Raw genomic sequence first — 14,837 nt, forward strand, 5'->3', positions numbered from 1 at the left:
ACCTCGGATGGGGTGGCGTCGGATGGGGTGGCGTCGGAGGCGGGGGGCTGGGCGGGGTCGGGGGTGGTGTGGTCGGTCACTGGTTTGCCGTCTCGTCTGGGGTGGGGGGTGGGCCCGGTTCGATGTCGGATTCGTCGGTGGCGGGGGTGCCGGGTTCGAGGAAGTCGGGGTCGTCCTCGACGCGGGGGGCCTCGCCGGACTCGTCGGCGGGTTGGTGTTCCTCGTCGAACTCGTCGCTCACCGCGATGTCGCCGTCGTCCGTACCCGTCCACCGAATCGTCAGCTCACCCAACGGTGTCACCTGGTCGAACGACACCGCCGCCTCCCGGAACAACTCCAGCAACGCCAGGAACCGGCACACCGTCGTCACCGTGTCCGGCGAGTCCGCCACCAGCGACCGGAAGGTCGCACTCCGCTGCCGCCGCAGCCGGTCCACGATCACGATCGCCTGCTCGCGTACCGTGACCGCCGGCGCGTGCAGGTGCGCCAGCGAAACCCCAGGCGGTACGTCGTTCTTCGGCGCGAGCGCACGGGCCGCGAGCGCGGCCAGCCCGGCCGGATCGAGTCCGAGCAGCACCTCCGGCAGCAGCTCCGCGAACCGCGGCTCCACTCCGACCGCCCGCGGGAACCGCCGCGACTCGGCCGCCATCCGGTCCTGTACGAGCGCCGCGATCTGCTTGAAGGCCCGGTACTGCAGCAGCCGCGCGAACAGCAGGTCCCGCGCCTCGAGCAGCGCCAGGTCCTCGTCGTCCTCCACCTCGCCCTTCGGCAGCAGCCGCGCCGCCTTCAGGTCCAGCAACGTCGCCGCGATCAGCAGGAACTCCGAGGTCTGGTCCAGGTCCCACTCCGACCCCAGCGCCTTGATGTGCGCGATGAAGTCGTCGGTGATCACCGACAGCGCGATCTCGGTGATGTCCAGCTTGTGCTTCGAGATCAGCTGCAGCAGCAGGTCGAACGGGCCCTCGAAGTTCTCCAGGTGAACGCTGAACCCTTTGCCCTCGGCAACAGTCGCGTCGGGTCCGAGGTCCAGCGGGTCCGCGGCGGACACGGTCACTCCGCGCCCTTGAGCTCCGCGGCCAGGCCCTCGGCCGCGCGCAGCCGCCGGACCAGCACCGAGTCCGGCCCGTGGTCGACGAAGTCGGCGAGCAGCACGTCGATCGCCTCGCGGACGATCCGGCCACGGTCGGCCGTCAGGCCGTGTTCCGCGCGCAGCGCGAGTCTGGTCTGTTCCAGGCCGAGCAGCTCCTCCTCCGTCACGTACACGGTGATCTTCGTGTCGTGACGGATCCGACCACTCGACTTCCGGTCGTCGACGACCGTGGTCCGGGCCCGGACGGTGCCGGGCCCTTCGGTAGTGGTGGTGCGCTTCTCGGGTCTGGTCTGCTTCGGTGCCGCACCCCCGAAGAGTTCACTGGCACCTGGCAGGCTCACCCGGCGGGACAACGCGCCAGCACCTCCTTGGCGAGATCGCGGTACTGGGTCGCCGCGCTCGATGACGGGGCGTACGTGGTGATCGGTTCGCCGACGACCGTGGTCTCGGGGAACTTGACGGTACGCCGGATGACGGTGTGGAAGACGCGTTCGTCGAAGGCCTGGACCACCCGGTCCAGTACCTCCCGGGCGTGCGTCGTCCGCCCGTCGAACATGGTGCCGAGGATCCCGACGATCTCCAGCTTGGGGTTCAGCCGGTCCTGTACCTTGGCGATCGTGTCGGTCAGCATGGCCAGGCCGCGGAGCGCGAAGAACTCGCACTCCAGCGGTACGACGATGCCGTTCGACGCGGTCAGCGCGTTCACGGTGAGCAGGCCCAGCGACGGCGCGCAGTCGATCAGGATCACGTCGTACAGCGGGATGATCGGGTCCAGCACGCGCTGCAGGGTGTACTCGCGGGCGACCTCCTGGACCAGCTGCACCTCGGCCGCGGACAGGTCGATGTTGGCAGGCAGCAGGTCGAGGTTCGGCACGTTGGTGGCCTGGATGACCTCGTCGGCGGTGATGTCGCGCTGCATCAGCAGGTTGTAGACCGACAGCTCGAGGTCGTGCGGCTGCACACCGAGGCCGATCGACGCGGACCCCTGCGGGTCGAAGTCGATCAGCAGCACCTTGCGACCGGTCTCGGCGATCGCCGCGCCGAGGTTGATCGTGGTGGTGGTCTTGCCGACGCCGCCCTTCTGGTTGCACATCGCGATCACCTGCGCCGGGCCGGTCTTGGTCGGTGGCTGCGGCTCCGGCAGGTCCGGCAGCGGCCTGCCGGTCGGCCCGATCTTGTGACGCGGGCCGTTCGGGTCGTTCACGGGTGCAAGGTCCTCCGCGGTGAGCTTGGCCGTCGGCTTCGGCATCTCCGCATAGTTGTCGGGCAGGGCTCGCGCCGGCACGGGTGCCGGGCGGGGCGGGGTGTGCTCGGGGCTGGGGGGCGTGCTGATCGGTTGGGCCGGCTCCGGCGCGGGATACTGCCCCGGCAGGTGGGCCGTCACGTGTTCGGTGCCCGGGAATGTCGACTCGTTCATGACTCGTCAAACCTTTCAACCGATACGGGCGATCCCAGCGACTGTAAGCGTGCATTCAAGCACTCTCAACCAGCCACTCCGCACCGGGGTGGGGCTGTTTGTCGACAAAGCTCCGAACCCGGCCGGTCACCCTCCCCGAGTGACCAACCGTCACCAGATGATCGCACACCGTTCCTAGGGCTCGGCCACCGGGGTCCGGTCGTGGATCAGCCGGTTGTACAGCGCGAACCAGCCCAGCACGACCACCGACAGCGCACCGAGCAGCCAGGCCTCCAGCCCGTGCCCGAGGACTCCGAGCAGTACGGCGGCCAGCAGGCTCGGCAGCGCCCAGCCGAGGTACCAGCGCACCGGGGCCCGCCCTGCGACGCCCGCGATCACGCTCGTGACGAGGTACAACGCCAGGCCGCCGAAGATCAGCCACCTGTCCCTGGTGTCGAGATGGCCCTCCGCCTCCGGGATGAGCGCACCGAGCCCGGCCGCAACGGCCACGATGCCGGCTGTGACGCCAAGGTGCGCCGGGAGCGCCTGCCAGGGCTCCAGAGCCTTGGTACTGCGGGGCGCCGGGGTGAATCCGTACAGCGTGGTCAGCTGCCACAAGATCACGACCAGGAAGAACGCTGCGACCGACGAGATGACCACGGCGCCGTTCCAGGGCTTACCGGTGTCTGCACTGACTACCTGTGCGACAGCCTCGCCCAGCACGATGATCACGAACAGACCGAGCCGCTCGTCGAGGTGACCGCGTTCCGCCTGTGCCACCGTGACAAGCGCGGGCGTCGCAGGTTCCGCGGACGCACCACGCCCACCACGAAGAAGCCGACCGATCCACTGACTCCGGTGCTGCCCCTCCTCCAACTCGTGCTTGATGCGCTGTGCGCGCACCTCCATCGACCGGGGGTTCCGAGCGCCGAGCATGGACATCACCAGATCGAGTACGACGCCCACACCCCACAGCCAGTACGTCACGGGCTCAGACGTGAACAGCGACACGATGAAGGAGCAGCCACCGCAGTCTGGGTCGCCGGCCAGAAGGCGATCACCTGCCCGTCTCTCGACGCGGCCCGGGACGCAATGCCCCTGCAAAGGATGAACGCCACGGTGAACGCGGCAGTCCGCCCTTGCAGGTCGGCCTCGCCGTGGTGCGGCAGCAGCCCCGGGAAGACTCCCGGTACGGCAGCAGCCATCACGCCGATCCCGAGCATGGTTCGCAGCACCGTACGGCGCCGCGTACGGGCCCCGGCGACGTTCGCGTACACGCTGGTGGTCGTCCACACGCTCCACACCGCGTAGAACATCGCAGCGCACGCGGCGACCTGACCGACGGTCTCGGCGCCGTGCAACCGGTGCGCGATCTGGGCGGCAGCCGCAACCACAGTCAGATCGAAGAACAGCTCCAGCCAACTGGCGTGCCGCTCTTCGGCCTCATGCGTCTGCTCGCTCACAGCGAGGAGGCTAGCCGCGTTCGCTGCCTTGCGGGCCTCGTGACTGAACGGCACGCGCGGTCGAGCGATGCCCGTGACCAGCCGTCGCTGACGGGCGGCCTGTTGTCGGCACAGTGGCCGCGTTCATCGCTGCGTCGAGCCCTGGGTCCCGCGGGCCTGTCACCTGTACGCCCCAGCCTGCCGCCGTCGTCGCACCGGCTTCGGCAATGGCGGCACCAACCTCTTCCAGGGTGAGCTCCGACGGTCGGTCGAGGTTGCCGTAGTGCCGCTTGAACTCGTCCTGCATCGCCCAAGTGATCTCCCAGCCCGCACGGTGCCGCAGGTCCTCGTCGACCGCCGTCAGAGCCTCAGCCGATACCAGCAGCGTCCGTGCTGTCACCCACTGATCGTCACCAGGCAGCATGACCGGATCTGCTGCCTGGCACAGCCGGTCCAGTAGTTCGTCCGGCGACCTGCCGGTGCGCTCGCTGATCGACCGCACCAGACCATCGGCGATGCCGCCTTGGAAGTCGTACCGCAGCTGCTCGACATCCCCGGGCTCCATCGGCCGCCCTAGGGCGGCAGCGAAATCGGGCAACCGCTGCCGGACCCAGGCACGGGCAACACCGTCCCGCAGCGTCTGGACGTCGCTCCGCGTACTCGTCCGCGGCTCATAGCCGAAATCGCCGGCCGCCCGGAGGAGCGCCGGCCCCACGCGCTCGACGAGCACCGCAGGGTCGCGCTCGACCGCATCCAGCCACTCACCTACCTGCTCCGCGCTTGGCATCCGGTCCTCCCGGAGCCCCTGCAACTGCCCTCGGGCCACGGTGATCCGGGCCGCGCGCTGCGCCGTCACTGCACGTGGCGCTCCGGCGGCCAGCGCGACCGGATCAGCCACGTCCACGGCCAGCGCGAACACCCGCTCAGCGTCCGCCCGCGCATGCTGGAGTTGCTGTACGCCAGTACCCGTACCAGACACCACCGTCTGCAGCTCCGGTCCTACGGCCTGGACGAGCCGCCTTCTGGCGCTCAGGTACTCCGGATCGGCGTCCCCGACGTGACGGCGGACGTCGTCGAGCATCAGGTCGGCCACGCGGTCTGCCAGGGCGCCACCCGCAGAGCGAACCCCGGGCCGGATGGCCAGCACGTCCTGACCGCTGTACTCGGCGAGACGGTCAGAAAGGACGTCAACGAAGTGCGGCGGCAGCGTCGTCACGCCCCGAGTATGTCGACGCGGCAGGTCAGAGAGCCCGTGGGTGTGACGTTGCGTAGACCTCGCGGAGTTTGTCCACTGTGATCAGTGTGTAGACCTGGGTGGTGGTGACGGATGCGTGGCCCAGCAGTTCCTGTACGACGCGTACGTCGGCGCCGCCGTCGAGGAGGTGCGTTGCGTACGAGTGACGCAGCGTGTGCGGTGAGATCTCCTTGGCGATACCGGCACGTTGCGCAGCGCGTCGCAGTACGGTCCAGGCGCTCTGGCGGGACAACCGGCCACCGCGGGCGTTCAAGAACAGCGCAGGGGTACCGCGGCCTCGCGACACGAGCTCCGGGCGGCCACGGACCTGGTACGCCGACAGGGCGTCGCGGGCGTACGTACCAACAGGTACTACGCGTTCCTTGCTGCCCTTGCCGCGCAGCAGGACCCCACCGGCGTCCAGGTCGATGTCGTCGACGTCCAGCCCGACCGCTTCCGATATGCGGGCACCGGTGCCGTACAAGAACTCCAGGAGCGCCGCGTCGCGGGTGGCCAGTACGGCAGGTTCCGCCTCGGCGCCAGCGGCCGCTGTGAGGATCCGGGTGACCTCGTCGACAGACAGTGCCTTCGGCAGCCGTTGCGGTGGCACAGGGGGCTTCACGGCCGCCGCAGGGTCCACCGCGGTCAGCCCCTCCCGTACACAGAACTTGTGGAACCCCCGGACCGCCACCACGGTCCTCCCGGCGCTGGAGGCAGTCAGCGGCGGGTGGTCGGCGTCCCCCTCGCGCAGCCGCATCAGGAAGTCGGCGACGACGGCCTCGGTGATCCGGCCGAGGTCGTCGATGCCCGCGGCTGCCAGGTAACCGCCGTACCGGCGCAGGTCACGCCGGTACGACGCCAGAGTGTTGGCGGCCAGGCCGCGTTCCACCGTGAGGTGGTCCAGGTAAGCGCCAACCGCTCTGGTGATACTCAGACCAGCACCTCGTCCAGCTTCAGCTGCGCCAGGTCGTGCGCGTCGGCGACCGGACCGTACGTGACGTGCCCGTCGAAGGTGTTCAGGCCGAGCGCCAGGCTGTGGTCCGACTTCAGCGCCTCCCGCCAGCCGAGGTTCGCCAGCTCGATCGCGTACGGCAGCGTGACGTTCGTGAGCGCGTACGTCGACGTGTTCGGCACCGCGCCGGGCATGTTCGCGACGCAGTAGAACAGCGAGTTGTGCACCTTGTACACCGGGTCGGCGTGCGTGGTCGGCCGCGAGTCCTCGAAGCAGCCGCCCTGGTCGATCGCGATGTCGACGAGCACGCTGCCCGGCTTCATCCGGCTGACCATGTCGTTGGTGACCAGCTTCGGCGCCTTCGCACCGACCACCAGCACCGCTCCGATCACCAGGTCCGCCTCGAGCACCGCGCGCTCGATCTCGTACGCGTTCGACGCGATCGTCAGCAGGTGCCCCTGGTAGATCTGGTCGGCCTGCCGCAGCCGCGCGATGTTCCGGTCGAACAGCTGCACCTGCGCCTGCATACCGAGCGCGATCGCGGCCGCGTTCATCCCGGACACACCCGCGCCGAGGATGACCACGCGGGCCGGGTGCACGCCGGACACACCGCCGAGCAACACGCCACGGCCGCCGCCCTGCGCCATCAGGTGGTACGCACCCGACTGCGGGGCGAGCCGGCCGGCCACCTCGCTCATCGGGGCCAGCAACGGGAGCGTGCCGTCGGGCAGCTGCACCGTCTCGTACGCGATACCGGTGATGCCGGACTTGAGCAGTGCCTCGGTGCAGTCCTGGCTGGCGGCGAGGTGCAGGTACGTGAACAGCACCTGGTCCCTGCGCATCCGGTGGTACTCCTCCGCCACCGGCTCCTTGACCTTCAGCACCAGCTCCGCGTCCGCCCACACGTCGTCGGCCTCCGCCACGATCCGCGCCCCGGCGGCGACGTACTCGTCGTCCGGGATCAGTGAACCGTCGCCTGCCCCCTGCTCGATCAGAACCTCGTGACCGCTGCGCACGAACTCGTGCACGCCGGACGGGGTGATCGCCACCCGGTACTCGTGGTTCTTGACTTCCTTGGGTACTCCGACCTTCACAACTCGCCCTTCTTTCACGTCCAGGTGTGCGGCCCACATCCTTGTGTCCGCGGCCCGGCGGTTGAGGGGACGCTGCCAGGTCGCTGCCGAGTGTATGCCCGCGGGGTTCATACCACCCGCCCGGATGGTCTGATCGTGACGTGACCTTTCGGAGAAGATGACGCGGCTGACACAGCAACGATCATTGACGGCTACTCATAGTGGTCAGGGATGCTTGGCGGAGGTACTACGAAAGGAACTCGGGTGGCGATGGAACTGGGACGGTACGGGGTCTGGCACGGGGCGCAGCACTACGGGCCGGAGCTTGCGGCGGGGCTGGAGCAGGCCGGGTACGGGACGCTCTGGCTGGGAGGTTCGCCGGCCGCCGGGTTGCGCGACGCCGAGGTGTTGCTGGCCGCAACCAGATCGGTTGCCGTCGGCACCAGCATCGTCAACATGTGGGGCGCCGCGGCGGCCGACGTGGCGGCGTCGTACCACCGGCTCGAGGACGAGCACCCCGGGCGGTTCCTGCTCGGCGTCGGGATCGGGCACCGGGAGCGCACCGGCGAGTACCGGTCGCCGTACCGGACGATCGTCGGGTACCTGGACGAGCTCGACGACGCGAAGGTACCGGCCGACCGGCGGGCGCTGGCCGCGCTCGGTCCGAAGGTGTTGCAGCTGTCCGGCGCCCGGGCGGCGGGCGCCCTGCCGTACCTGACCACGCCGGAGCACACCCGCGAAGCGCGCCGTACGCTCGGTGGCGGCGTACTGCTCGCGCCGGAGCAGGCGATCGTGCTGGAGACCGACCCGGAGATCGCCCGGGCGACGGCCCGCGAACGGCTGGCGCCGTACCTGCAGCTGAGCAACTACACGGCGAACTGGCTGCGGCTCGGGTTCACCGACGACGACTTCGCGAACGGCGGCAGCGACAAGCTCGTCGACGCGATGGTGCTGCACGGCTCCGCGGTCGACGTCGCGGCCGGCCTGAAGGCGCACCTGGACGCCGGCGCGGACCACGTCGCGATCCAGCTGCTCGGGCACGAAGGCATCGACCTGCTGCCCGGGTACGAGGCGCTCGCAACTGTCCTGCAATAGGTCTTGATTCCGGCCTGAAACGGGGGAACATCGGCAGTAGGTGCACCACATCGGTGTGGTGCATGTTGGAGGTGTTCCCATGACTGAGCGACACGAGTTGCGATGGGGCGGCTTCGCCGGACTGGCCTTCGTCGTCCTGGCAATGCTGGGCAGGTTCCTGCCCGGTAACCCTCCGACGATCGGGGATTCGGACAGCACGATCTCGAGCTGGATCGCCGACCACCGGGGCATGATCCTGTTGAGTTCGTTGCTCTGGGCCGCCGCGGCCGGACTGGTCATCTGGTTCGCGGCCGCGTTCGCCGAGGCGATGCGGGAGCGGGCCGAGCGCAGCGACGTACACCTGGCACTGCTGGCGGGGTCGGTGCTCGTCGGTGGCGCGCTGTTCGTGAACGCCGGCATGCAGGCCGCCACCGCGTCGGGCATCGCCGGACGGGACGCGGCGATCACGTTGTCGATGTACCAGCTCGGCACGCTGACGACAACGTTGATCGGCTTCGCCGCGGCACTGCCGCTGGCCGCGGCCGGAATCGGCGTACTGCGGACGCACGTGATGCCGAACTGGCTCGGCTACCTGGCGCTGCTGGCCGCCGTGGTCTCGTTCCTCGGCGCGTTCGGCGTGTTCGCCACCAGCGGCGCGTTCGTCGCGGGCGGCTGGCTGATGAGCACCGTACCGCTGCTGCTGTCGGCGATCTGGGTACTGGCCGCAAGCGGCTACATGGTCCGCGAGCATCTTCCAGAGCTGAGTACCGGAGAGTCAGCGGTACCGCTGACTTAGGGTACCGATTAGGCACGAAGTGTGACGAACCCGCGATAAGCGTGGATTGTGGTTGAGGTCTCCTGACGTGGTTTGGAGCTGTCTACGATCCAGCCCGACCACCAGGGAGACCTTCATGTCCGACGCCAGTGCTGCCTTGATCCCACACGAACGTCTGCGCTGGCTTGTCCGGACGTCGATAACGGCTGGACGGTTGCTCATGCCGCGGAGCGGTTCGAGGCCGTGGCCGACCGCTGAACGCTGAGTTGATCGCTACCCTGAGTACGGCCCGGACGCGATGAAGAACCGCGCCACAGCGTCGTAAGCAGTTGACAAAGCCCGCCCACGGCGCATGGCCGGATGGTGAGTGTGCGCCGCCGTGGCCGGCCGTCCAACCTGTACGAGTTCGCCGGCAAGGCGGGCGGCCGCCGGTACCGCCCCGGTCCGGGGCGCCGAAGGTCGACGCCAAGAACCTCGGCAGCATTCCTGACTGCTGCGGCCGCATGACCTCGGCCCGCGTCATGACCGCCTTAAAACACCTCACATGACCGACAGAACAATCCACAGTTCGGCGGAAGCACGCTTCAGCGACATTCCAGGACGGACTGCCATCGTCTCGGTGGTGGTTTCCGCTGGCTAAGCAGCCTCGCTGCTCAGCCGATCTCTTCCACGAAAGGAACACAAATGAGTCTACTCAGAAAAGTTGCGGGTCGATTTGGGCAACGATTCGGAATCGCTGTCGGTCTGTTGGCAATGGCACTGACAGGCGCCACGTCCCCGGCCCAGGCAGCGAGCGACGTAGTCACATCGACTTGGGGTGGTCTCGGCGTCACAATCACGAACGATCACCGGACCGACCCGGAAACAACCACTGTTACGCTGAACATGTCAGGATTCGTAACAATTAACAATCCACAATTTTGGATCAACGACGGCAAACACCTCAGCTGGAGCTGTTCAGGTTATGACAAGAACCACTCGATCGTGTCCTTAGGTCACAGCGCGATCATGAGCAACTCCAGCAATCCGCCGCTGGTCGCGTATGAGCCAGGCGGCGGCATCATCGCGAACGCATCATTCACCGAGCCCTTAGGTGGACGGTTCAACGTGAATGTGACCGGGCCGGATGAAATCTGGTGTGTAATCTACGCATACGAATTCCCTGGCGCGTTTCCGGCCAAGTATGCATACACAAACCACGTTGTCGGGAACTTCTGACCTCGGCACACTCGGAGGGGCCCGCTGCCAGTGATTGCATGGGGCCTGGATCTGGGATTTCGTGCGGCACGAGGCGCTGGAATGCCGGGTTGAGGTGGAAGGACCCCATCGCCGGCTTGTCGTAGCAGGCCGGTGAAGCTCCAGGCAGCCTGAGCCGGGAGGCGCCGGGGAGGGTGGGAGCAGCTCTGACAATGACCGGACGGGATGGTACCGCCAGACGGCCTGCGTCCGCCCAGCGAAATGGGAGGCGGCGCGATCTTCGTGAACGCCGGAATGCAGGCGGCGACCCCTCCGGGATCTCCGGGCGGGACGCGGCGATCACGTCGTCGATGTTCGAGCTCGGCACGCTGACGACAACGCTGATCGGCTTCGCCGCGGCACTGCCGCTGGCCGCGGCCGGGATCGGCGTACTGCGGACGCACGTGATGCCGAACTGGCTCGGCTACCTGGCGCTGCTGGCCGCCGTGGTCTCGTTCCTCGGCGCGTTCGGCGTGTTCGCCACCAGCGGCGCGTTCGTCGCGGGCGGCTGGCTGATGAGCACCGTACCGCTGCTCCTGTCGGCGATCTGGGTACTGGCCGCCAGCGGCTACATGGTCCGCGAACACGTACCGGAAATCACCACCGGCGACGCTGCCGTACTGCAGATGTAGCCGAACAGGGGCCCCTGGCAACGTCCTGCCAGGGGCCCCGCCAGCGCCGTCGAACTTCCGGCTCAGGGCACTCGCGCAGCGTGAAGTCGGCGAAGTCGAACCCGGGCGAGACGACGCACGACACCAGCACGGCTTCATCGCCGGCCGGCCGGGCCGACTGCCAAGCTCCTGGCGAGATCACGACCTGCGGCTGTTGACCCGCACGTACGTCGGGATCGAGAACGACCGACTGCCCGTCGAACTCCAGCTCCAACGGACCACCCGAGTGCCACAACTAGATCTCGGCCGATCGCACCCGATGGCTCCCGGACTCCTCGCCCGGCGCCAGCAGGAAGTAGATCGCAGTCGCCGTCGCCCGCGTCCCGCCGTACCCCTCCGGCTCGACGTCGACGCTCGAACGCCAGATCTCGCGATACCACCCACCCTCCGGATGCGGTTCGAGCTCCAGCAAGGTCGCCAACTCCGGCTTCTCCATAAACCGATTGTCCGGCAGAGTGCCGCGGTCGGGTCAGACGGTGGCGAGGGTGAAGAGGCGTAGGTCGCGGTTGGTGGGGAGGGTGATGCTGACGGGGGTTTGGGTCAGTGCGACCGGGGCGGTGGCGAAGATGTGGGTGGTCACGTTGTCTCGTCCGCCGCCTGACTCGTTGCGGTACGGCGTGGTCGCCACGATGACGTTGCCGTAGTGCAGGGTGTCGCCTCCACCGCCCAGGGTCCAGTCGCTGAAGGACAGGTCGAGCTCAGACGTCGTACCGTCGGCGTAGTTGAGCGTTGCGGTCGCCTGCTGGTTGCCGTTGACCGCACTGCCGATGAAGGACAGCTTGGTCGTACCGGCCGGCAGGTTCAGGTTGAGCAGCTGGCCGTCAGCCGGCACGTTGTCGGGGTCTCCAGCCGGTACGTCGGGCCACGTGAAGCTGAGGCCCTGCACAGTACCCGTACCGCCAGCCGTGAGCCCTGCCGCCGCAAGAGCCTGCCGTGAGTAGCTGACGCCACCACCGTCATAGTCGGCCTCAGTGTGGTCCCCGTTGTCGTCGGAGATGCCGACGCCCTCCCGCAGTACGAAGAACGAGTTGGGCTGGCCCACAACGACAGTGAAACCGACCTGTGGCAAGGCCGTTCCGTCCGCAGCCTTCATCTGCACTGTGACCGCGTAACGGCCGTCAGGTGTACCCGCGGGCGCGCCAACGGTGACTGCAGCACTCCCCGTCTCCGCTACATGGAACGTGCCTGTGGCCGGTGTGGCTGTAAGCCCTGCCGGTGCATTGACCGTGTACGTGACGTCCTGCGCGGTCCCGCTCAGCCGATGCGCTTGCAGCCTGACCGAAGCACTCGTACCAGGAGCCACTACAACCCGGCTGGTGTCGGTAGAGGTCTGGAACGGGATCTCCCCGGTACGCCACGACGGCGGTGCGTTCTTGGTACCCCATGTCTTGTCAGGCGTCGTACCCAGAGTGAAGTCCAGTGTCCCGCCGTGCTGCACGAAGGACTCCGGCAGCCACGGCTGGTCCGACGGCTTCCCGTTGACCTTCAAGGACTGCACGTACTGCGCGTCCGCACCAGCCGCGTTGATCCGGATCGTCTTGCCTCCGTCCCGATGGATCACCGCACGTTCGAACAGCGGCGCGGCGACCTGCAGCTCGGCGCGGCTCGGTACGTCCGGGTAGAGCCCGAGCGCGGTCCAGACGTACCAGGACGACATCGCGCCGAGGTCGTCGTTCCCCGGAATCCCACCGGTGCTGGTGTTCCACAGCTGGTTCATTGCCTGGCGCAACGTTTCCTGCGCCTGGTACGGACGGCCGGTGTAGTTGTAGATCCACGGCGCGTTGATCGACGGCTCGTTGTCCAGCTCCGCGTGCAGTTCGCCCGCACCGGTCAGCGCCCAGGTCCCGTCGGGGTTCTTGAAGAACGCGTCCAGCCGCTGGTTCGCCGCGTCCACGCCACCCATCGCGTCGATCAGGCCGGCCCGGTTGTGCGGCACCATCCACGTGTACTGCGCACTGCTGCCCTCGGCGAACCCGTCGTACGTCGAGGGCGTGAACGCGGGCCAGGCGCCGTTCTCGTCCCGGTTCTGGATGTAGCCGCCGTTGTCCGGGTTGAACACGTTCTGCCAGTACTGCGACCGGCTGAGGAAATTCTGGTACGTCGCCTGGTCGCCGGTGAGCTGCGCCAACTGGGCGAGTGCGAAGTCGTCCGTGACGTCCTCGAGCGTCTCGACCGCACCACCCCACGCGTTGGACTTCGTCGGGATGTAGTGCAGCGCCAGGTACTTGTCGAGCGACGGCCGCTCACCGATCGACATCACGGGCTTACCGGCCGAGCTCAGGTCCTTCGCGGTCGGTACCGTCGCGGCCTGTACCAATGACTTCAAGGCCTTGTGGACGTCGAAGTTCGTACCGCCGAACGCGTAGATGCCCGCGACGGCGGGCGCGGCCGGGTCGCCTGTCATGACCGCCGTACTCCCGGACGTGTGCGTCCAGCGATCCCAGATGCCACCGTTCTGCGAGGCCTGGTTGTACAACGACTGCGCGATGTCGCCGGCCCGTCGAGGCTCCAGCAAGGTCAGCAGTTGTAGTTGCGACCGGTACACGTCCCAGCCGGAGAAGGTGGCGTACTGCGCCTGCTGGCCGCTGGACACCGTGTGCGGTTTCTGGTCGAAGCCCCAGTACTGGCCGTTGACGTCGCTGAACACGTTCGGATGCAGCAGTGAGTGGTAGAGCGCTGTGTAGAACGTGGTGCGATGGTCTGTCGTACCACCTGTCACGGCAACGCGGCTCAACTGCTGACGCCAGGCCTGCTTGGCTTTCAGCGCGGTCATGCTGACGGACGTTCCGCGAGGGTTCTCTGCACGGAGGTTCTGCAAGGCGTTCGAGGAGCTGACGTACGAGATGCCGATCCGCATCGTGACCTTGTCGCTGTCGAAGCCGACGTACCCGCCGGACCCCTTGTTCGCCGGCATCCAGCCGTCGGTGCCGTACGTCGTACCGCCGCTCGCAGTGGCGCTGCCTGGAGTCACCGTGGCGTCGGTCCAGGTGCCCTGGTTCTTGAACGGCTGGTCGAACTCGGCGACGAAGTGCAGCGTGTAGTAGCTGCGTTGGCCGACGCTGGCGAGGTACCCGCAGAAGTTGCCGCTCGTCACGGATCCGCTGACCGTCCGGTGCGCCGCATCGATGTCGAGCTGCGCGTCGCTGGACCCGACCTCGGAGTTCGACGTACGGAACATGACCGTCTTGGCCTTGTCGGCGGGGAACGTGAACGCCGCCGATCCGGTCCGGGTCGTGGCCGCCAACTCGGCCGTGACCCCGGAGTCGAGGCCGACCTTGTAGTACCCCGGCTTCGCGACCTCGTTCGCATGGCTGAACGTGGACGCGTACACCGCGTCCTTCGCGTCGCTCTGCGGCGAGGTCGTCACGTCCCCGGCGAGCGGGAAGACCGGGATGTCCCCCGACCCGCCGGCACACCCGGTCCCGCTCATGTGCGTCAGGCTGAACCCGCGGATCTTCCCGGCCGAGTACAGATACCCACCCGGCGCCGCAGTCCGATAAGCATTCCCCCGGCTCGTCTCCGGACTGAACGAAAACATCCCGAACGGCACCACTGCCCCCGGAAACACGTTCCCCGCGTTCGACGTACCGATCAACGGATCCACATGCTCCGTCGGATCGAGCGAACTACTGCCGATCCGGCTCTGTCCCGGAACCTCCGGCGTACGGATACTCGCCACCGTTGGATCAGGCGGCGTCGCCGTCGTCGGACGAGCCCCAGCCGGCACCGGCGAAGGCACCGCATGAGCCGTCGGCGCCAACGCCACGATCACGACCCCGGCAAGCAGAAAACGGGCAGGTTGCAGCACAGAACGACGCATGGGCGGACCAACCTTCACGGATGGGTGACATCGTTGTCAGCAACAAATACCCGCACCCCCCGCAACCAGTCAAC

13 protein-coding genes and 1 pseudogene are annotated in these 14,837 nt (G+C 67.7%); 4 read left to right on the forward strand and 10 right to left on the reverse strand.

Translation table 11 applies throughout. The annotated features are described in order from the left end of the window. Nucleotides 1-76 precede the first annotated feature (76 nt). The 8 genes from ACFYRU_RS35790 to ald all read right to left on the reverse strand — a co-directional run bounded on the left by ACFYRU_RS35790 (nt 77) and on the right by ald (nt 7,208). A complete protein-coding gene (locus ACFYRU_RS35790; protein WP_387667368.1) occupies nt 77-1,048 on the reverse strand; it encodes a segregation and condensation protein A in 972 nt (323 codons plus the stop codon). A gap of 2 nt (nt 1,049-1,050) precedes the next feature. Further along, a complete protein-coding gene (locus ACFYRU_RS35795) occupies nt 1,051-1,443 on the reverse strand; it encodes a hypothetical protein (protein WP_387667370.1) in 393 nt (130 codons plus the stop codon). Beyond that, nucleotides 1,428-2,507: a ParA family protein gene (locus ACFYRU_RS35800; RefSeq protein WP_387667373.1), complete on the reverse strand. Its 1,080-nt coding sequence runs from the start codon at nt 2,505-2,507 to the stop codon at nt 1,428-1,430. Before ACFYRU_RS35800 ends, ACFYRU_RS35795 begins: the two co-directional genes overlap by 16 nt. A 174-nt stretch (nt 2,508-2,681) precedes the next feature. Further along, on the reverse strand, nt 2,682-3,473 hold the full coding sequence (locus ACFYRU_RS35805) for a low temperature requirement protein A (protein ID WP_387667375.1): 792 nt from the start codon (nt 3,471-3,473) through the stop codon (nt 2,682-2,684). Next, nucleotides 3,470-3,949 (reverse strand): low temperature requirement protein A, encoded by a 480-nt coding sequence (locus tag ACFYRU_RS35810; RefSeq protein WP_387667378.1) that lies wholly within the window; start codon nt 3,947-3,949, stop codon nt 3,470-3,472. Before ACFYRU_RS35810 ends, ACFYRU_RS35805 begins: the two co-directional genes overlap by 4 nt. Before the next feature lie 10 nt (nt 3,950-3,959). After that, nucleotides 3,960-5,144 (reverse strand): hypothetical protein, encoded by a 1,185-nt coding sequence (locus tag ACFYRU_RS35815; protein WP_387667381.1) that lies wholly within the window; start codon nt 5,142-5,144, stop codon nt 3,960-3,962. 25 nt (nt 5,145-5,169) lie between these two features. Beyond that, nucleotides 5,170-6,096 (reverse strand): site-specific tyrosine recombinase XerD, encoded by a 927-nt coding sequence (xerD, locus tag ACFYRU_RS35820; RefSeq protein WP_387667459.1) that lies wholly within the window; start codon nt 6,094-6,096, stop codon nt 5,170-5,172. Then, nucleotides 6,093-7,208: an alanine dehydrogenase gene (gene ald, locus ACFYRU_RS35825; protein WP_387667384.1), complete on the reverse strand. Its 1,116-nt coding sequence runs from the start codon at nt 7,206-7,208 to the stop codon at nt 6,093-6,095. The genes xerD and ald overlap by 4 nt, the downstream gene beginning before the upstream one ends. Before the next feature lie 249 nt (nt 7,209-7,457). Between ald and ACFYRU_RS35830 the strand changes: the two genes are divergently transcribed. The 4 genes from ACFYRU_RS35830 to ACFYRU_RS35845 all read left to right on the forward strand — a co-directional run bounded on the left by ACFYRU_RS35830 (nt 7,458) and on the right by ACFYRU_RS35845 (nt 10,904). Continuing rightward, nucleotides 7,458-8,282: an LLM class F420-dependent oxidoreductase gene (locus ACFYRU_RS35830; RefSeq protein ID WP_387667462.1), complete on the forward strand. Its 825-nt coding sequence runs from the start codon at nt 7,458-7,460 to the stop codon at nt 8,280-8,282. 79 nt (nt 8,283-8,361) lie between these two features. After that, nucleotides 8,362-9,057: a hypothetical protein gene (locus ACFYRU_RS35835; protein WP_387667387.1), complete on the forward strand. Its 696-nt coding sequence runs from the start codon at nt 8,362-8,364 to the stop codon at nt 9,055-9,057. A gap of 663 nt (nt 9,058-9,720) precedes the next feature. Then, the gene (locus tag ACFYRU_RS35840; protein WP_387667389.1) at nt 9,721-10,254 is read left to right on the forward strand and encodes a hypothetical protein; all 534 of its coding nucleotides are present in this window, start codon (nt 9,721-9,723) and stop codon (nt 10,252-10,254) included. Between the two features lie 191 nt (nt 10,255-10,445). Further along, nucleotides 10,446-10,904 carry a hypothetical protein gene (locus ACFYRU_RS35845; protein ID WP_387667391.1) on the forward strand — a complete coding sequence of 153 codons (459 nt, stop codon included), beginning with the start codon at nt 10,446-10,448 and terminating at the stop codon, nt 10,902-10,904. Here ACFYRU_RS35845 and ACFYRU_RS35850 read toward each other — a convergent pair. Beyond that, nucleotides 10,870-11,379 (reverse strand): annotated as a pseudogene (locus ACFYRU_RS35850) (cupin domain-containing protein). The gene ACFYRU_RS35845 and the pseudogene ACFYRU_RS35850 overlap by 35 nt on opposite strands. Before the next feature lie 33 nt (nt 11,380-11,412). Continuing rightward, nucleotides 11,413-14,763, reverse strand: coding sequence for a GH92 family glycosyl hydrolase (locus ACFYRU_RS35855; RefSeq protein ID WP_387667393.1), 3,351 nt, complete (start codon nt 14,761-14,763; stop codon nt 11,413-11,415). Between the last annotated feature and the right edge of the window lie 74 nt (nt 14,764-14,837).

The organism is Kribbella sp. NPDC004536 (assembly GCF_042873835.1).
Classification (GTDB): Bacteria; Actinomycetota; Actinomycetes; order Propionibacteriales; family Kribbellaceae; genus Kribbella.